The 19,090-nt window shown below is 44.7% G+C and carries 17 protein-coding genes and 1 pseudogene; 2 read left to right on the top strand and 16 right to left on the bottom strand.

From position 1 onward, the window contains the following. Nucleotides 1–231: 231 nt before the first annotated feature. Nucleotides 232–495 carry a hypothetical protein gene (locus tag C1G49_RS01225; RefSeq protein ID WP_029187635.1) on the bottom strand — a complete coding sequence of 88 codons (264 nt, stop codon included), beginning with the start codon at nucleotides 493–495 and terminating at the stop codon, nucleotides 232–234. A gap of 253 nt (nucleotides 496–748) precedes the next feature. After that, nucleotides 749–1,609, bottom strand: a complete 861-nt coding sequence (locus C1G49_RS01220) for an Rgg/GadR/MutR family transcriptional regulator (protein WP_029187634.1) — start codon at nucleotides 1,607–1,609, stop codon at nucleotides 749–751. Nucleotides 1,610–1,708: 99 nt separating this feature from the next. Between C1G49_RS01220 and C1G49_RS01215 the strand changes: the two genes are divergently transcribed. Continuing rightward, nucleotides 1,709–2,605 (top strand): ATP-binding cassette domain-containing protein, encoded by an 897-nt coding sequence (locus C1G49_RS01215; protein ID WP_105114400.1) that lies wholly within the window; start codon nucleotides 1,709–1,711, stop codon nucleotides 2,603–2,605. Next, nucleotides 2,589–3,281, top strand: coding sequence for an ABC transporter permease (locus tag C1G49_RS01210; RefSeq protein ID WP_105124303.1), 693 nt, complete (start codon nucleotides 2,589–2,591; stop codon nucleotides 3,279–3,281). The genes C1G49_RS01215 and C1G49_RS01210 overlap by 17 nt, the downstream gene beginning before the upstream one ends. Before the next feature lie 78 nt (nucleotides 3,282–3,359). Here the strand turns inward: C1G49_RS01210 and C1G49_RS01205 are convergent, their stop codons facing one another. The 14 genes and pseudogenes from C1G49_RS01205 to adhE all read right to left on the bottom strand — a co-directional run bounded on the left by C1G49_RS01205 (nucleotide 3,360) and on the right by adhE (nucleotide 19,080). Then, nucleotides 3,360–4,055: a histidine phosphatase family protein gene (locus C1G49_RS01205; RefSeq protein ID WP_105114398.1), complete on the bottom strand. Its 696-nt coding sequence runs from the start codon at nucleotides 4,053–4,055 to the stop codon at nucleotides 3,360–3,362. A 74-nt stretch (nucleotides 4,056–4,129) separates the two neighbouring features. After that, on the bottom strand, nucleotides 4,130–5,467 hold the full coding sequence (locus C1G49_RS01200; protein WP_044669365.1) for a PFL family protein: 1,338 nt from the start codon (nucleotides 5,465–5,467) through the stop codon (nucleotides 4,130–4,132). Between the two features lie 11 nt (nucleotides 5,468–5,478). Then, entirely contained in the window at nucleotides 5,479–5,745 is a 267-nt protein-coding gene (locus tag C1G49_RS01195; protein ID WP_029175615.1) for an ACT domain-containing protein, read from the bottom strand. A gap of 90 nt (nucleotides 5,746–5,835) precedes the next feature. Beyond that, nucleotides 5,836–6,933 (bottom strand): type 2 isopentenyl-diphosphate Delta-isomerase, encoded by a 1,098-nt coding sequence (gene fni / locus C1G49_RS01190; protein WP_105124302.1) that lies wholly within the window; start codon nucleotides 6,931–6,933, stop codon nucleotides 5,836–5,838. 10 nt (nucleotides 6,934–6,943) lie between these two features. Then, complete coding sequence (locus C1G49_RS01185; protein WP_105124301.1) at nucleotides 6,944–8,023, bottom strand: phosphomevalonate kinase; 1,080 nt, start codon at nucleotides 8,021–8,023, stop codon at nucleotides 6,944–6,946. A 1-nt stretch (nucleotide 8,024) separates the two neighbouring features. Then, entirely contained in the window at nucleotides 8,025–9,050 is a 1,026-nt protein-coding gene (mvaD, locus tag C1G49_RS01180) for a diphosphomevalonate decarboxylase (protein WP_105124300.1), read from the bottom strand. After that, on the bottom strand, nucleotides 9,043–9,978 hold the full coding sequence (gene mvk / locus C1G49_RS01175) for a mevalonate kinase (protein ID WP_105124299.1): 936 nt from the start codon (nucleotides 9,976–9,978) through the stop codon (nucleotides 9,043–9,045). The genes mvaD and mvk overlap by 8 nt, the downstream gene beginning before the upstream one ends. A gap of 231 nt (nucleotides 9,979–10,209) precedes the next feature. Then, entirely contained in the window at nucleotides 10,210–11,484 is a 1,275-nt protein-coding gene (locus tag C1G49_RS01170) for an MATE family efflux transporter (protein WP_105124298.1), read from the bottom strand. A 5-nt stretch (nucleotides 11,485–11,489) separates the two neighbouring features. After that, nucleotides 11,490–12,917: an ABC transporter ATP-binding protein gene (locus tag C1G49_RS01165; protein ID WP_105124297.1), complete on the bottom strand. Its 1,428-nt coding sequence runs from the start codon at nucleotides 12,915–12,917 to the stop codon at nucleotides 11,490–11,492. Beyond that, on the bottom strand, nucleotides 12,881–13,540 hold the full coding sequence (locus C1G49_RS01160; RefSeq protein ID WP_105124296.1) for an energy-coupling factor transporter transmembrane component T: 660 nt from the start codon (nucleotides 13,538–13,540) through the stop codon (nucleotides 12,881–12,883). Before C1G49_RS01160 ends, C1G49_RS01165 begins: the two co-directional genes overlap by 37 nt. Continuing rightward, nucleotides 13,537–14,130 carry an MptD family putative ECF transporter S component gene (locus C1G49_RS01155; RefSeq protein ID WP_105124295.1) on the bottom strand — a complete coding sequence of 198 codons (594 nt, stop codon included), beginning with the start codon at nucleotides 14,128–14,130 and terminating at the stop codon, nucleotides 13,537–13,539. Before C1G49_RS01155 ends, C1G49_RS01160 begins: the two co-directional genes overlap by 4 nt. Beyond that, a pseudogene (locus C1G49_RS01150) lies at nucleotides 14,131–14,403 on the bottom strand (ATP-binding cassette domain-containing protein); the annotation flags it as partial. A 211-nt stretch (nucleotides 14,404–14,614) separates the two neighbouring features. Then, nucleotides 14,615–16,099, bottom strand: a complete 1,485-nt coding sequence (gene thrC / locus C1G49_RS01145; RefSeq protein ID WP_105124294.1) for a threonine synthase — start codon at nucleotides 16,097–16,099, stop codon at nucleotides 14,615–14,617. Between the two features lie 329 nt (nucleotides 16,100–16,428). Continuing rightward, nucleotides 16,429–19,080, bottom strand: coding sequence for a bifunctional acetaldehyde-CoA/alcohol dehydrogenase (adhE, locus tag C1G49_RS01140; RefSeq protein ID WP_105124293.1), 2,652 nt, complete (start codon nucleotides 19,078–19,080; stop codon nucleotides 16,429–16,431). Nucleotides 19,081–19,090: the final 10 nt, after the last annotated feature.

Genomic DNA, 19,090 nt, shown 5'->3' with positions numbered 1-19,090 from the left:
TACATCCTGCTGAAATTGCTTTCCTTTAAAATGATTCATCGTCATTCCTCCTGCTATCTTTTTCTATTATTCTACCTTATTTGATAGTAGATTTAAAACTTTGCAACAGAACCTTTTAACTTATCGTTCATAAAACTCCTTTCGCACTACGATACATCGAACTTCGATACATAAAGTGTATCGCATCTCGATATATAAATCAAGAAAAAAATCAGAGAAAAGTCCCTGATTTCATTTCTTGATTGTTTTAGAAAATGGTGTTTTATGTGTCGTGATAAAGTTTTCAAGCCAGCTAGCATCATCGCTCTCCGTCGCTACTTCTTCCCTTTCCTCATCCGTGTCCTGTTCTTCATCGTCTGAAAGATCGACTTTTCCAAACAGAACTACCTTGCCCTCCGTTTCAGCACTTGCTGAACTGCTATTAGTTGTTAGAAGCCCAAAAGTTACAAAACCTAGCATTGCAAGAGCACCTAAAACAAGTAATTTCTTCATCATTATTTCCTCCAAGATAATTAAGAACCTGTATTCACAGTTCAGCACTTCTAGCTAAGGCTAGTTTTTCAGCTACTCACCGTTCGTTTTTTCAAAATACAGTCAGTATTCCCTCAAAAAACTGCCTTGATTAGCAAAAAACCATCTCTTCTCTAAAAGCACTTTTCTTGTGAATACAGGTTCTAAACATTGTTTTATAAAGTTGTCAAACTTACAAGTATTATCTTACAGGAAATGACGAGCCACTTAAAATTCATTACATATCTGTAACTTTCTCAATTTCCTTATTGATCTGGTGGATTAAATCATAGCAATCTAAAAATTTGGCAATATGCAGGCATTCCTTCATTATTTCTAGGCCACCATCATTTCCATTCATGTAGGACAAGCGTGCTTTTAGGAGCTTAAGCAGCAAGCGATCCCGCATATTCTTTTCCATGATATTGACAGAGTCAAGAATTTTGAGAAAGCGAATCGCAGCAATCTCCTCTCCCCTATCTAACAAACTGCTCGAAATATTGATGAGTACCTTATAGACATTATCTCTGTTTTCTGTGATATCCATATAAAACTTTGTTCGATTGAGAACTTCCATTCCCAGAACTTCCAACATTTTGCTAGGAAGACCTCTGCTACAATTTCCGAAAATCCAGAGTTCAAATTTCCCCCAATCATCTATGGACATTAAATAGTCCGATAGAATAGCTTTTTCATCCTCAGAAACATCATAATCAGGATCGCACCATTGTTGCTTAAAAATATGAAAGGCTGCAACCATCACCCTATCAAACGGACGTCCATCCCTATCATACTCTGCTTGATGGTACAAAATTCTATCATCCATATACTGAGTATTGTGACTATAAACTGCACGGACAAATCGCTCTGATGAAAACAAATTATCTATCTGAAAGTAGGACTGGTAGAGGGTAGAAAATTCGCCCTCTACCACATTCATCCGTCTCAAACAATTAAAAAATGTATCTACAGAAAGATTACTCTTTCCATTTTCAAAGCGTGATAACTGAGCAGGTGTCACGAAATCCCCTGCCACTTCTTTTAGAGACATATTTTTTGATTCACGAATGAGTTTAAAAATTTTTCCGTAAGTTCCCATTATATTCTCCACGAGTTACATTTATGTAACGAAATTTGCTAACTTTTGAATCTAGTATATCATAGATTTATCATTTTTTTTATAGAAAGGCAGGTAGTTATGTCATCTCTCTTATCTACCCAAGAATTATCAAAGCAATATGGGAAACAAAAGGCCGTTCAGCAGGTTTCCTTGACTATTAATAAAGGAGAAATCTGTGGCTTAGTCGGTGAAAATGGTGCTGGGAAAACAACGCTTCTCAGAATGTTATCGGGCCTCATTTCCCAAACTTCAGGTACCATTAATAGTTCAAAAGATTGTCGTATTGGAGCTTTAATTGAATCCCCTGCTCTACAACCCAATTTATCTGCGATCGATAATCTTCGTTACATGGCTCTGCAATTAAATCTCAAGCAAGCGGATGAAAAAATCTTAGAGACATTAGCAATTGTCGGTTTAGAGGATATTGATCCTAAGAAAAAATCTAAAGATTTTTCACTGGGAATGCGTCAACGTTTAGCCATTGCCTTAGCTATCCTAGATGACCCTGATTTTTTAATCCTAGACGAACCGATTAATGGTCTTGACCCTGTTGGAATCAAAGAGATGAGAAGTATTATTTTAAATCTTCGAAATCAATATGGGATGACCATCCTTATCTCCAGTCATATCCTATCAGAGCTTGAGATGGTGGTTGATCGATACATTATTATGCATAAGGGCCTTATCGTCAAAGAATTCTCAAAGCAAGAGCTTGAACAAACTTTAGAGGAACAACTCTATCTACAAACAAACAACCATCCTAAGACCTTTACTATCCTTGAAGAGCAGGGCATCGCTTACAAAATAGATAAGGATTATATCAGTCTGTCATCAGATACGAATGTTATGAGCCTCATTCATCTCTTGATAAACCATGAGATTGAGGTCAAAGAAATTGTTAAACAACAAATGTCATTTGAAGATTATTACCTGACATTGATTCAAGAAGGAGAAGAGCATGATACATTACTTTAAAGCTGATTTATTTAAGATTCAAAAAGAACAGAGATTAACGATTTCATTGGGAATATTGGCTTTACTGTCCTTTTTATCCGCTTTTTTGTTACATGGCAACGAAGACTTCACTAGCTCTCTGATTCAATTGCTTTCTCAATTTATCACACTATTTTTTATCGTTCCAGCCAACCTATTCTTTGGAGAAGATTTTACTTACCGTACCATCAATCATATTATTATCAAGCAACAAACAAGAAAAAGGGTGTTTTTCTATAAAGTCTTAACAACCCTTGTGCTAGATCTCGCTTATATCCTTCTAGCCTATTTATTGAGTAGCAGTGTTGGCTTCATTCTAAGTGATCGTGTTGATATTGCAGTGATAGTACAAAGTTTCATTGCTCAAACACCTTTATTTATCTGTATCTCTCTTTTGTCCATCCTGATATTTGTCAAGTCTAATAAGGTCAATCAAGCCTATCTTGCCTTTAGTTTAATTAGCCTTCTTTTTGACAATGTCACCAACCTCATTACTAGTAACCTACTCCATATAAAATTACCAACAGATTATTTTCTATTTCTTTCCCTCCAACAAGGGGAAAATATTTCAAGGCTATCCATGGGTGTTAGCTTTATGGCTACTATACTATATCTCTATCTGAGTTACTTTATCTTCAGCAGGAAAGAGTTAAAATGATGTAACTTAGATTTCATATATAAAAAACAGGTATGTCACACATCCGAAAAAACGTATGACATACCTGATTTCATTTCTTTATTTCCCTTGGGCAATCAATTCTGCCCCACGTTTGCGGTAGGACATATCCCCAACCGCTTCAATCAAGAGCTTGCCATTTTCGTATTTGAGGACGGTTATCGAGCCGTTATCGAGAAAGACATTGGCACCACGCTCTGGCTCCAACAGATGAGCCAGGGTTGCAATAGTCATACCGTGGCTGACCACAAGGGCATTGCCTCCGCCTTGTTTTTCCAAGTCTTGGGCGATGGATTCAAAACCTGTTAAGATACGATTGCTCAAAACCTCCCACGATTCCGCCCAGCCAGCGGTGTCTGCCTCTTGGATACCTGCTGCGATTTCCGCAAAGGACATACCCGTCGCATCAACTGTCCCTTTCAAACGAGGCAGGACACCTTGGAAAAGCTCGGCATCGTACATGCCTTCAAAACTACCGAAACACCATTCACGGATACGCTTGTCTTGGTAATAAGGGATTTTCCCTAAAATTCCTAACTCACGCTGGGCGATGGTCATAGTTTGAACAGTTCGTCCCAAGTCACTAGAAACAGCCAGCTTAAAATCAAGACCCGCATCCTTTAGCCCCAAGCCCAGTTCACGAATTCCTTCCTCACCGACCTTGGTCAGCGGTGTATCACACCAGCCCTGCACGCGCCCGATGGTATTAAACATGGTTTTCCCGTGACGAGAAATATATAATCTTACGTCTGCCATAGTATTCTCCTTGTCATTTCTTACTATATAGTATAACAAAAAACCGACTGCTTGTGGCAATCGGTCTACGTTTTTTAGTTCTTAAAGCTATGAATCGGTGCTGGAATCTGTCCGCCACGGTTGATAAAGTCCACAGACGAAGCCTGATTGACCTTCATGACAGGAGCCGTTCCCAGAAGGCCGCCAAATTCAATCATGTCTCCTTCTTTTCCGAGAGGAATAATACGGACCGCAGTTGTTTTCTGATTGATAACCCCAATAGCCGCTTCATCCGCAATCATGGCTGCAATGGTTTCAGCAGGCGTTGTTTCTGGAATAGCAATCATATCCAAACCTACAGAACAGATGGCCGTCATGGCTTCCAATTTTTCAAGGTTGAGCGAGCCATTTTGCACCGCCGCAATCATGCCCTCGTCCTCAGACACAGGGATAAAGGCACCTGACAAGCCACCTACTTGGTTGCAGGCCATGACCCCACCCTTTTTGACTGCGTCATTGAGCAGAGCAAGGGCAGCAGTCGTTCCGTGCGTACCAACGGTTTCTAAGCCCATTTCCTCCAAAACCCGTGCTACTGAGTCGCCAACAGCTGGCGTTGGAGCAAGGGACAGGTCCACGATACCGAACTTGACCCCCAGGCGTTCACTGGCCATATTGCCGACCAACTGACCGATACGGGTAATCTTGAAGGCGGTCTTCTTGACGGTCTCCGCCACCACATCAAAGCTCTCACCACGCACTTTTTCAAGGGCACGCTTGACCACACCAGGCCCAGATACGCCGACGTTGATGACCACATCCGCCTCACCGACACCATGGAAGGCACCCGCCATGAAAGGATTGTCCTCAACCGCATTGGCAAAGACCACCAGCTTGGCAGCCCCCATATCAGAAGCCTCCGCCGTCTCCTTGATGATCCGCCCCATGTCCCGCACAGCCGTCATATTGATACCCGTCTTGGTTGAGCCGATATTGACCGACGAGCAGACCTTAGAGGTTTGGGCCAATGCCTGCGGTATGGAGTTGATGAGGATTTCATCTCCTTTTTGGTAGCCCTTTTGAACGAGAGCTGAAAAACCTCCGATAAAATCAATTCCGATCTCATGAGCCGCCTTGTCCAAGGCATGAGCTAGAGGAAGGTAATCCGTCGCATCCGTCGCCGCACCAATCAAAGCAATAGGCGTCACCGATACCCGTTTGTTAACAATAGGAATCCCCAGTTCTGCCGCAATCTCATCGCCGACGGCTACCAAGTTTTTGGCCTTGGTGACAATCTTGGTATAAACTTTCTCAGCAGCTTTCTCAATATCCGCATCAATACAGTCCAAGAGGGAAATCCCCATGGTAATGGTCCGAATATCGAAGTGCTGCTCCTCAATCATCTCAATGGTTTCTCTAACCTGTCTAATATCCATGATTGTTCTCCTTACAAGTTGTGCATAGCATCAAAAATCGCCGCACTTTGAATGTTGATTTTCACGTTCAAACTTTGACCAAAGGCATCCAATTCCGCACGAAGTTGCGTGAAATCTTGCTTCTCATCTGATGACACCACCGCCATCATGGTAAAATACTCATCTAAAACAGTCTGGGAAATATCATCAATATTAAGCCCCAACTCCGCAATCTTAGTCGCAACACCCGCAACAATCCCTGACTTGTCCTTACCGACAACTGTAACAATAGCTTTCATCTGAACACCTCTTCTAAATTTTCGTATATTTTATCATAAATATACAGAAATAGGTAGAAATCATCTAGATTCTACCCTAATTGTATGCATTTACTTAACAGATTGCGTCCGACGAGCATAGGCTTTCCAGTCAATCCCACGCGCTTCGCACCAATTTTGTACATTTGGAGCCAAGACCAAATCTTTCTGACGGAGTTCCGCAATATTCTTAGCACCCAGCATGGTCATGATTTCAGCCATCTGCCATTGGAAGGTCTTAATAGCCTGCAAGCCGTCGTCAAAACGATGCCCTTTTCCATCCTTGACATACTGGAGGAAATGATTGGACATACCAACAAGGTCTGCACCGAGGGCCAATGATTTGACAATATCTAGTGGCGTCTTAATACCACCAGATGCAATCAGACTTGGGCGAACTTCTTCAGGGACAGACATAGCTTCCACCAAGGATGTCACCGTTGACTGCCCCCAACCTTCTAGATAGGTATAATCATTGAAGGTCCGACGGGCATTTTCAATCTTGGCGAAATCCGTCCCCCCAGTCCCAGACACATCAATGGTCTTGACACCGACAGAAGCCAGCTGGGCAACCGTTTCTCGGCTCATGCCAAAACCAACTTCCTTGACGATGACCGGTACTTCCAGCTCCCGCACCAGAGTTTCAATATTCTTCAACCACATCGTAAAATCACGGTCCCCCTCAGGCATGACAATCTCCTGGGGTGCATTGACATGGATCTGGATGGCATTGGCCTCCAACAAATCCACCGCTCGCTTGGCGTTCTCAACACTGTGGTGGGCACCTAGATTGGCAAAAATAATGCCATAAGGATTTTCCCGACGCATAACGGAGAAGGTTTCCGCAACAGACGGATCCTTGATCGCCGCACTAACCGAACCCGAAGCCAGAGCAATCTTCCCAAAATGCCCCATAATTCCCAAGAGACGATTGATTTCCCGCGTCTTCTTGCTTCCACCGGTCATGGCATTGATGAAGAAAGGAAAGGCAAAGTCCAAACCAGCTACACTGGTCGAAATATCCACTTCATCCACCTTGGTCTGAGGCAGGGAATGATGGACAAACAAGGTCTCCGTAAAGTCCTTGGCCGGCGTTGCACTATATTGCTGGTTGGCCAAGCCAACATGTTGATCCTTGCGATCTAAACCAAATTCTCCTAGATAAAACATAGGGTTCTCCTTATTCTCTACTTGTGATCTTTAGTTGGAGTGGAAGAATGCCGGCTTGTTGCCAAGCCTTCTCAATCGTTACTTTTTGTTCCTTACTGTCTACCAAGCAAATGCCGCAGTCACCACCGCCTGCACCAGATGATTTGGCCACCGCTCCATAAGTCTGGGCCAGGTCACAGAGTTGACTCAGTTGAGGGGTTTCAATGACCAAACCCATTCCTCTCGCAAAATCCTGTAAGAGCTTGCGGTTTTGAGAAATGGCCTGTCTAGCAACTGTTCGATTGCCTGTTTGACAGGCCGCTATCAACTGCTCTACACAGGTCTTGGAGTCGGCTAGAAACTGGCTATGAATGTGCTCTTTTTCTGCCTGACTTTTTTGGCTTTCCATCTGGGAAACCAATCGATCTGTCGAAGCCGCCGACCCTGTCCAACCAACTAAGAGGTCTAAGCCTTCAGGTAGCTGGATGGGGCTGATGGACAAACCTTGCCAATCACTTTCCACCAGTTCAAGCAGGGACAGCTCTGCCATTTTCCCTAAAAGCCAAGAACGGTCCAGGGAATGATAGGCAATCAAGCCACCAAAACTGGAAGCCGCCAAGTCACCGAAGGAACCCGTCATGCCTAGCTTGGTCTGGGCCAAGGCTGCCAGCTTGTAGGTCAGCAGAGCATCTGGTCGGTGACCGTAGTAGGTCAGGAGAGCCTTGACCGTCGCAACCGTCACTGCCCCTGACGAGCCCAAGCCATACTTGGCACCTGAAGTCTGGTCATCCAGGTCAGACTGGACAGATAGGCTGTAAGCTGCTTGACAAGTATAGCCCTTGGCAGTCAAATATTCCTCGGTCACCTGCATGGCTGTTTCAATCAGAGCATAGGGATGGTCACCTTGGACATGAAGAGCACCTTCCTGACGCTCCCAGGTCAGATAGAGGTCTGCTTGTTGGCTGGAGTGAAGAAGGCCGCGGTCACTTGGTTCAATGGTGACAGTCAGGTATTGGTCAAGGGCCGCAATCACTGCGGGATAGCCTGCCTCGACAACTGCGTATTCCCCTGCTAGAAAGAGTTTTCCAGGTATCTTTACTTGTACTTTCATGCTACAAGCCCTTTTCAAACGCTACTTGTGAGGCCTGCCAATCATCTTCACTGAGGACGTAGGCAGCAGGACCAGGCTTGCTGGTAATGATTTTCTCTCTTGGGAAGACTTTGGCCAATTCAGCTACTAGCTCATCCATTTGACTTGCTCGGCAGAGGACCTTGACATTCGGTCCTGCATCCATAGTCATGTAGGCTGATAAGCCACTTTCCTCACGAACCTGACGGACTGCCTCTTGGGCCACTAGACTATCCGCTGACCAGTAGGTAAATGGCGGATTGGCAGAAAGCGTCGTTGCATGCATTTTCATGCCGTTGTGTTCCGTAATCTGACCAAGTTTTTCAAAATCACGGCTAGCAATAGCTGCCTTGATGTCCACCAAGTCTTGTTTGGCTGTATCTACCCAGGCTGGGTAAAATGGTGAGGTTGCAACGGTATGGTCCATTCCTTCTCGACTGGCAATCTTTTTCGGTCCGGTATTGACCGCCAAGACGACCATACCGATATCCCAATCCGCATCGTCAATGGGATGAGCCATCGAATCTTCCGAACCAGTTCCCATATCCCACTCGACAAAGCCGCCGAATAGGCTACGGGTGCTAGAGCCAGAACCCCTGCGAGCAAGGGTTGATAGGGTGGCTGGTGACAAATCTAAATCCAAGGCAGTTGCGGTTGCAAGTGCAAGTGCTGCGAAGGCTGATGCTGAGCTGGCCAAACCAGCCGCAGTCGGAACAAAATTTAGACTTTCCACTCGGGCAAATGCCCTTTCACCTATATATTCGCAAAATAAATCCAAAAATCGAGAAATTTTTAACATTTCTTTTTCTTTTTGTAAGATTCCGTTGAGATAGAACTCATCCGCAGTTAATTCCGGGTCAAAAACGACCTTGGTATCCGTATAAAATGCGTCAAGGGTCAGGGATAGACTAGAATTCATGGGTAGGAACAATTCCTTATCGCGTTTTCCCCAGTATTTAATCAAGGCAATATTGGTATGGGCACGAGCTATGCCTGTTTGTTTAGTCATTGGTTTCTCCTAAGTACTGTATCCAGGTTTGGCGGGCGCCAGCTTGGTTAAGGATGTGTGCAAGATTTTGGGCATCCTGGGCTGTTCTTGCCAGAGCAATCATGCAACCGCCTCTTCCACCACCGGTTAATTTGGCTCCGAGGGCTCCATTTTCTTGGGCAAGGCTGACGAGCTTATCCAGGCTAGGATCAGACACGCCTAATTTTTGCAGGAGGGCATGGGCTTGGTTCATTCTGCTGCCTAGAAGCTCTGCCTGGTCTGTGGCTAAATCCTCCTTAGCCTGTCGGGTCAAGGTACCCAGGTCTTCGACTAGCTTGATAGCCTCTGGCTCTTTCTCCAACAAATCCGCCACATCTGAAATGGCTTCTAGGGTATTTCCCGTCACGCCTGTATCAGCCACCACCAAATAGGCCTGGAGTTTTAGCTCCAAGGGCTCGATGGGCTGGTGCTTGATAAAAAAGACGGGGGACTTGCCGCTGGTGGTCGCCGCATCAATGCCCGAGGGATTACCGTGAGCAATTTTTTCCGAAGACTGTACAATGTCCCAGAGTTCGCCGTCGGTCAGGTCTTTTTCATAGTAGGCAAAGAGGGCGCGGGCAACGGCTACTGCCACCGCAGCACTGGACCCCATGCCTCGCTCGGCGGGAATGGTGGAGCTGATTTCGATGTGAATAGCCGGATCTGTCGGGGCACCGATACGGTAGAGGGAAAAGCGAATGGCATGCTTGAGGCTTTCCCAGATTTTTGGCATCTTGTGAACCAAGCCTTCGTAAAAGTCACAAGCCACACTCAAAGCCTGACCTTGCGCCCTTACCTGAGCGGTAATTTCAACAGCAGAAAAAGGCATAGCAATTGCTGGCTGACCATAGACAACCGCATGCTCACCCATCAAAATGATTTTTCCATTTGCTCTTCCTACTACTGACATATTCTTCTCCTTATACAATCACAACTATTATACCATTTTTCATAAGAATAATAGACGAAAACAGCCGACCGCAGTCGACTGTTCTCTGGAGATTATATGATACCTAGCTCTTTGTCGCTTGCGACTTAGAGATAGGGACACCTTTAGGTGAAAAGAAATTCGCTATTTCTAGCTTGATGATAGTATATCGCTACTAACTTAAAAGAAACTGAAAGTTTTCTTAGCCTTATCTTAAATTGATTCCTGTTTTGAATACCTATACTGAAAAAATAGCACCCCTGCTCGGAAGGCATTATCTAAAATCGTTGCAATCCAAATCGCTGACAAGCCGATTTTATAAAATGTTACAAGTAAATAAGCTATGCCAATCCGCACTAGCCACATACCGATAGTCGTGGCATAAAAGGGTAATCTAGCATTTCCCAAACCTTGCCAAAGAGCTGTCATAATAAGAGTGCCAGCCGTAAAGGGAACTCCTAACATGGAATAGAGCAAAACTGTCTGGCTGGCCTGAACAACCTGTGGTTCTTTTGAATACAAACCGATTAAAAGTAGGCCAGATAAATAGGTTGTAACAGCTACCAGTAACATAAATAGGAGAGAGAGGAAAAAACTCCTTTTCAAGATGTCCTCAACCGCAGACTGATTCTGCCTATGCTTGGCTGTCAAGATAATAGTTGCCGTTGCAATTCCCATAGCCGGCATATAGTTAAACTGAGTGAGCGTTTCTCCAATGGCGTTACCTGCCACAACCGCTGTACCTAAACCAGTAATCAAAGCGACAACAACCACATCTCCAGCCCGCATCATCAAGCGCTCACCAGTAGCTGGTAAGGCAAGTCGGATGAGTTCTATGTCCCAAGACCAGTTCCATTTCTCTAAAGGAAGGGCAAGCTTTGCCCACAGCAGAAAACAACCTACCAGCCGTGACAAGACTGTTCCAAGAGCAACTCCAGCCACGCCAGCATGGAGCACGAAAACAGCAACAGCTGAAAAAAGAACATTCAACAGATTGGACAGAAGGCTGATATACATGGGGAATTTGGGTTGACCCAAGGTTCGTAAGATCGCACCTAAACTCATCATCAATCCGAGAAAGAGAATTCCGCCACCAACCAACATCAGATAGGAACCTCCCGCTTGTGCAACAGCCACTTCAGCTCCCAAACTTGTCAGCAAATGTGGCCCCGCAAGCACAGCCAGCCCTCCCAGCAGCAGACTGATACAAGCTGTTATTTTCAAGCCCTCGCTAACAATATAGCTCATCTTTTCAGACTTTCCTTGACCCAAAATCTGAGCTAGACGAGCTGAGATGGCCGCGGCTAAAGCGATAAAAATTGCCTGATAAACTGCCAATATATTGTTGGCCAGAGATACTCCTGACAGGGCTACAAGGCCGATACTAGCCACTAAGTAAGAATCTACCATTCCCATCAACATTTGGAGAATATTTTCAGCCATGGCAGGCAAGGCAATCCTTAGTAATTCTTTTGTATGCTTGTTCATCATCCTCATCTTAATTGTTTAATATCTATTATTTTATCACAAACCAAGTCTAAGAGTTCTTCATCATGAGAAATCAACAGAACCAACTTGTTTTTCTCTTTTAAATCAAGCAGGGCCCTGGCGACTGCTTTCATCTGCCGCAAATCCAATCCGCTAGTCGGCTCATCAAAGATAAAAATATCCTTGTCCGCCAATAAGCTAGCTACCATCATCACACGTTGCTGCTCACCACCTGACAAACTGACTGGATGCCTGTCCAGCAAGTCTTCCAAGCGAAAACGGCTGATTAGCTCCTCATCAAGCTGCTTGTCTTTTTGCCCCAGCGTCAATTCCCTGCGGACTGTTTCTGCAAAGAGTTGCAAACGGACATCCTGCATGACAAGGGCAGTTTTTTCCAGGCGTTGACGTGCTGTGAGTTTTTTCCCATACCAAGCAATGCTAGCCTGTTTATCTTCTAACAGTCCAACCAGATAATTGGCCAGACTAGTTTTTCCAGACCCATTTGGTCCCACAAGACCAATAACCTGACCCGGTGCCAAACAGAGCTTTTCAACCTGGTAAAGAAGGCTTCCTGACTGGCTGACCGATAGGTTCTCAACAAGCAAGCCTTGCTCATCATCTGTAAACTGACTGGCCCGCTCTGCTATTGCCCGCCCATAAGGCGCTGCATCGTAGCACCGCAAGCCCATATCCTGACGGCACTCCTCTGTTCGGCTGAGAAAGTCCGCAGCCAGATAGTCCGTCACCAAGTGCCCATCCTGAAAATACAAATACCGGTCAGCTAAGTGACTAAGATAGGACAGGCGGTGTTCAGCAATAATAATGGTCTTTCCCTGTTTTTTCAAGAGCTGCAAGACTTCTTGAACTCTTACCACACCTTGCTGATCCAAATTAGCTGTCGGCTCATCCAGAACTAGAAGATCTGTTCCCTGCATGGCTGCCACAGCCAAAGCCAGAACCTGTTGCTGTCCACCAGATAGGCTGGAAATCTTTCGTTCATACAGGGGCTCTAAGTCAAACAAGTTATTGACCCAAACCAAACGCTGAGCTATTTCTTCCTTAGATAAGCCTTGGTTTTCACAGGGAAATACCAGTTCCTGCAAGACTTGATTTTGAAAGAATTGAGTAGAAGGTTGCTGAAAAACAGAAGCAACATGATGGGACAAATCTTCTAAACTCCTCCCTCTCAACTCCTTGTCACCTAGATAGGCCTGACCTGAGAGTTTGGCTGGATAATATTCTGGAACCAGGCCATTCAAAACTTTGAGAAAACTGGATTTTCCCGAACCGCTCTGACCACAAAGGACAACACATTGGCCGGTTGGGATGGTTAAATCTGAAATAGCAAGGGCTGGTTTGTCAGATCCGGGATAGTGCAATTCCAACCCTTTTACCGTCACAGCTGGACCAGAAGAAGAAAACTGACACAACATAAACAAAGACTCCAATCTAGCAGGCTCCAAGACGACTGCAGGTATTCTGTGGTTTTACCAGACAAGGCCAAGCCCTTTGTTAAGCTAGCCACTGTTAACTCCTGAGCTGTTCGTAAGAGCGACATCATAAGGGGAACCAAGAAACATTCCAGGTACTGAAGCGGTCTACAAATCACGTCCCTCTTCCCCAGGAAAATCCCCCTCACCTGTAATGAAGCGCGAATGGTTCTAGCATCCTCTTTGATGGCTGGCAGAAAGCGAAACATAACCCCCAAGGTCAAGAGAAAGGCTTCTGGTAAGCGCCATTTGCGCAGACCATGGACAAGTTCATAGCTGCTGGTGGTCATCAGTAAAAAATGCCCTGCTAAAAGTGGTGGCCATGTATAAGTCAGAACGACCAAGACATGTGCCAGCCAAGCTGGCAAGAAGGAAATATAGGACAGGAGCCAAAAACCAGTATAGAACAAGATCCCAATGACAGCCATTTTTTTCTTCTGAGAAAACCAGAAAAGCAGGCTAAATCCCAAGACTAGCACTGCATTTTCAAGAATAGTCAGTCGCAAACCATAGGTAATACTAGCAAAGATGACTAGAATGATTTTGGTACGGGCATCTAATTTCATGATAGAAAACCTGATTGTTTGAAATAGCGCTTGACCATGTATTGTCCAAAAAGACCACTTACAAGAGCAGTTAGAATAATAGTGGTTGACAACCAGATGACATTCCCTGGAGTAAAGTCCAACATCACTCGGGCCACATACTCTGCTGATTTACCACGGGCCAATAGACTAGCTTCATAGGCATCTCTCATGAACCACATGAGAATAATAGGACCTAAATTTCCAAAGGAGAATACAATATAACTAAGCAGATTGACCCATTTTTGTTTATAATGACCAGTTTTTGCGATCAGTTCAGCCAGTAAGCCAAAGATCAGGCTAGGCAGAAAGGCAGCTGTCATATAGCCTGATAGGAAAAAGAAACAAGCCATGACCGCACCGACTAGACTAATAGAACCCGGCTTCCCAACCTTGGCAATCAAGAGCATATAGACTGGACCAGCTAAGAGAGCTGCTCCAGCTGGTGCATACATCATATTTCCTGACCGATCAAAAACCAGGCTCAATAAGGTTCCTAGACCAACACAAACAAAGTAGAGGGCAGCAAAAGCCCCTGTGACCATCAGATCTTTTACTTGTAATTTCTTCATTTATTTTTCCTTTACTAATTGTCCGGCTTCCAAACGGAAAATGGTATCCGCACAAGCCATAGTCGAGCTTCTATGGGAAATCAAGAAGACCATGCCCTGACAATGTTCCTTAACCAGCTGGATAAAGCGGGCTTCATTGAGTGAATCTAGGTTACTAGTTGGCTCATCAAAGATATAGCAGTCTGCGTTTTTGAGCAAGGCCCGCATGAGCTCCAAGCGTTGCCCTTCTCCTGCTGAAAAGTCACTGGCTTCTACAAGCGTATCCAAGCCCTCTCAATGTTGGTAAAATCCATTCTTCCAGCTACATTGAGAAGGCGTTTTCTTTTTACAAAAAATGGTTACTTGCTACTGTGCCACTAGTGACTTCTTTTCCAAGTGCTCTTATCTAGTATATCATTCCTTAAATTATCTGTAAATTTTACTCTACATTTAAAAAGAAAACAAACTACTCAAGATAAGTAGTTTGTTAGGAATCATCAATGGATTAAATACCCAAATAACGTTCCACCTCAGCCTGCATATCGGCTGCCGCAACAACAGTATTGTGGCGGACAGGTGCCGTTTCCAAGCCGTCCACAGCTGGCGGCAGGGCTACACCTGAAATTTCATGCAATGTTGCAAGGGCTTCAAAGTCAGACAAACCTGACTGGCCTGTCACAGCCTCAACCGCAACCACTGGGAACTTGTAAGGACTTGCTGTGGAAGCAATCACTGTCGGAGTTTTGTCCCCTGTTTGCTCCACATACTGTTTATAGACAGCTGAGGCAACAGCCGTGTGTGGATCTTCAATGTAGTCTGACTCCTCATAGACTCGCTTGATTTCCGTAGCAGTTTCTTCTTCTGTCGCAAAGGCGGCAGCAAAGAGAGAGAGGATATCCGCGTCAGCCCCTTGAATGTCATACTGACCAGCTGTGTTCAAGGCTTCCATGAGCTCGGCTGTTTTTGCAGCGTCATTGCCAAAGAGATGGAAAATCAAGCGTTCCAAGTTAGAGGACACCAAGATGTCCATGGACGGACTGGTCGTCACGCGGAAGGTACGGTTCTTGTCGTAAACGCCTGTTGAGAAGAAGTCGGTCAATACATTATTATCATTGGATGCGCAGATAAGTTTACCAACTGGCAGACCGATTTGTTTGGCGTAATAAGCCGCCAAGATGTTACCGAAGTTACCTGTTGGAACGGTGAAGTTGACCTTGTCACCCGCCGCAATCTCGCCAGTTTTAACCAACTGAGCGTAGGCATAGACATAGTAAACAATCTGTGGTACCAAGCGGCCGATGTTCATAGAGTTAGCAGATGAAAACTGGAGTTTCTTAGCCGCCAATTTGGCACGGAGGGCCTCATCATTGAACATGTGTTTGACATTTGTCTGGGCGTCGTCAAAGTTACCATCAATAGCCACCACGTGCGTATTAGCCCCTGTCTGCGTGGTCATCTGCAATTCCTGAACCTTAGACACACCGTCGCGTGGGTAGAAGACAATGATTTGCGTGCCAGGGACATCCGCAAAGCCAGCCATGGCTGCCTTGCCTGTATCGCCTGAAGTCGCTGTCAAGATGACAATCTCATTTTCCAAACCATGCTTTTTGGCCGCAGTCGTCATCAAGTAAGGCAGGATAGACAGAGCCATATCCTTAAAGGCGATGGTTGAGCCACGGAAAAGCTCCAAGTTGTACTGACCATTGAGCTTTACAACCGGGGCAATAACTGGCGTGTCAAACTTGCTGTCGTAGGCGTTATTGATACAGTAGTCCAGCTCATCTGCCGTGAAATCATCCAAGAAAGCCGACAAAATCAGTTTAGCAACTTCCTGATAAGAAGCGTCTTTGAGAACAGAAAAATCTAAGTCAACAGTTGGAATGGAAATCGGTGTAAACAAGCCACCATCAGTCGCCAAGCCCTGCAAAATGGCCTGACTAGCCGATACAGTATTTTTAGCATCGCGTGTTGATTGATAAACTAGTGTCATAGTATCCCTCGTAAAAAATCTATTTTTTCTATTCTACCATAAATTGACAGAAAATTGGGAAGATAAGACAAAAAACCGAATATCTGTCCGGCTTTGGGCTCTTACCTTCAAAATATCAAAACACCAACCTACTCACGTAAGCTGGTGTTTGAGAAAGTTTTGGAGGCTAGTCCAATTGTTTATATAAGGATTATTAAGAAATGACTTGTGCAACAAACACTTACACGTCCATTTTGAAATCAGTTTTTCCTAAGAGAGTCTAGGCGGCGAAGGCGACGGTTGAACTCAAGTTCACCTAGCCAAGCCAACGCAGAGGCTCGACGGAAAAATTATTTCAAACGGCCTGGACGTTCTTTGTAGCCATAATACGCATCCTCAATGATTTCTTGCATATGGTCAACCATTGCTAGACGAGGGTTAGCTGGTGTACATTGGTCTTCGTAAGCAAGAAGAGCCAATTCACGAGAGTATTCTTTGAGTTCTTTCTCGTCCACACCTTGCGCTTTCAAGTTCATTTGGATACCGATACGCTCACCGAGGTCATAAACAGCTTGTGCGTATGAAGCGACACCTTCCTCTGGTGTTGAAGCTGGAAGTCCTAGCATTTTCGCGATGTCTTGGTATTTCTCATCTGCTTTGTAGTAGTTGTACTTAGGCCATGTAGCTGTCTTAGCTGGACGAGTACCGTTGTAGCGGATAACGTATGGAAGCAAGATAGCGTTTGTACGACCGTGAACTGTGTGGAAACGTCCACCAATCTTGTGGGCCATTGAGTGTGAAATACCCAAGAAAGCGTTGGCAAAGGCCATACCTGCAATAGTTGAAGCATTATGCATTTTCTCACGTGAGTGGAAGTCAGCATTCTTCACTGAGCTTTCAAGGTTTTCAAAGACAAGTTTAATAGCTTGAAGCGCAAGACCGTCTGTGAAGTCGTTTGCTACTGTTGATACATATGCTTCTGTTGCGTGGGTCAATACGTCCATACCAGTATCGGCAGTAACATGGGCAGGTACTGTCAATACAAGAGCTGGGTCAACAATTGCCACAGTTGGCGTCAATGAGTAGTCAGCAATTGGGTACTTGCGGTTGTTTGCCTTATCAGAGATTACAGCAAATGGTGTTACTTCTGAACCTGTACCAGATGTTGTTGGAATCGCGATAAACTTAGATTTCTTACCAAGTTCTGGGAACTTGAAGGCACGTTTACGGATGTCCATGAATTTTTGAACAAGGTCATGGAAGTCAACTGTTGGTTGCTCGTAGAAGAGCCACATAACTTTGGCAGCATCCATTGGTGAACCACCACCGAGTGCGATGATTGTATCTGGTTTGAAGGTACGCATCAATTCTGTACCCTTGTAAACTGTTGTGATGTCTGGATCTGGTTCAACGTCTGAGAAGATTTGGTAAACCACTTTGTTACGACGAAGATCCAATTGTTCAATAATACGATCCAAGAAACCAAGCTCTACCATGGCATGGTCCGTAACGATCATCACACGTTCAACGTCACGACATTTTTGGAGGTATTGGATAGAATCACGTTCGAAGTATGTTTTAGAAGGAACTTTAAACCATTGCATATTATTTCTACGTCTTCCTACTTTCTTGATGTTGAGCAAGTTCATCGCACTTACGTTATCACTGATTGAGTTACGTCCATAAGAACCACAACCAAGTGTCAATGATGGCAAGAAGGCATTGTAAACATCACCGATACCACCGAAAGTAGATGGAGAGTTCCAAATAACACGAATCGCACGTACGATTGTACCAAATTCTTTGGCCAATTCAGCATCTTCTGTATGGATAGCTGCTGAGTGACCTAGACCGTGGAATTCAACCATTTGACGAGCTGCTTCCAGACCTTCTTCACGGCCTTCAACTTTCAATACTGCAATAACTGGTGACAATTTCTCACGAGTCAATGGCTCTTTTTCACCGATTTCAGTAACTTCAGCTGCCAAGATGTTAGTACCTTCTGGAACTGAGAAACCAGCTTGTTCAGCAATCCATGCAGCTGGACGACCTACGATGTCCGCATTCAATTTGCCTTCTGCACAGTTCTTGCTGTTGGCTTTTACACCGAAGCAGTACTCTTCAAGTAGGGCTTTTTCTTTCTTATTAACAAAGTAAGTTTTGTAAGATTTGAACTCAGCTACAAATTCGTCATACACTTCCTTATCAATGATCACTGCTTGCTCTGACGCGCAGACCATACCATTATCAAATGACTTAGACATGACGATATCATGAGCAGCTTGACGGATGTTTGCAGATTTTTCAACATAGGCAGGAACGTTACCGGCACCTACACCAAGAGCTGGTTTACCACAAGAGTAAGCTGCACGCACCATGGCGTTACCACCCGTTGCAAGGATTGTCGCAATACCGTCGTGCTTCATCAATTCAGAAGTTGCTTCCATAGATGGTTTTGTTACCCACTGGATACAGTTCTCTGGAGCACCAGCTGCCACAGCTGCTTCATAGACAACACGCGCTGCGTGAGCTGAAGATTCTTGAGCAGATGGATGGAAGGCAAAGACGATAGGGTTACGTGTTTTCAAAGCAATCAAAGACTTAAAGATTGCAGTTGAAGTTGGGTTTGTTGTTGGCGTGATACCACAGATAACACCAACTGGCTCGGCAATTAAGGTCAAGCCGGTAACATCATCTTCTTCGATGACACCAACTGTTTTTGTATGGCGCATGTTGTTAACAACGTGCTCACAGGCAAACAAGTTTTTAGTTGCCTTATCTTCGAATACACCACGTTTGGTTTCTTCAAAAGCGTGCATTGCCAGTTCACCGTGCTTGTCAAGAGCAGCTACCGAAGCCTTAGCTACAATGTAGTCTACTTCTTCTTGACCAAGTTTGCGGAACTCATCAAGAGCAACCAAACCTTTTTGAACAAGCTCATCAACGTGCTTGCGAGCTTCTGCTAATTTTTCTTCTGGTGATACAACTTTTTTATCAGCCATTGTGTTCCTC

The sequence above is a fragment of the Streptococcus suis genome (assembly GCF_002960625.1).
In the GTDB taxonomy this organism is placed as follows: domain Bacteria; phylum Bacillota; class Bacilli; order Lactobacillales; family Streptococcaceae; genus Streptococcus; species Streptococcus suis_T.
This window is presented reverse-complemented; position numbering and strand designations above follow the sequence as displayed.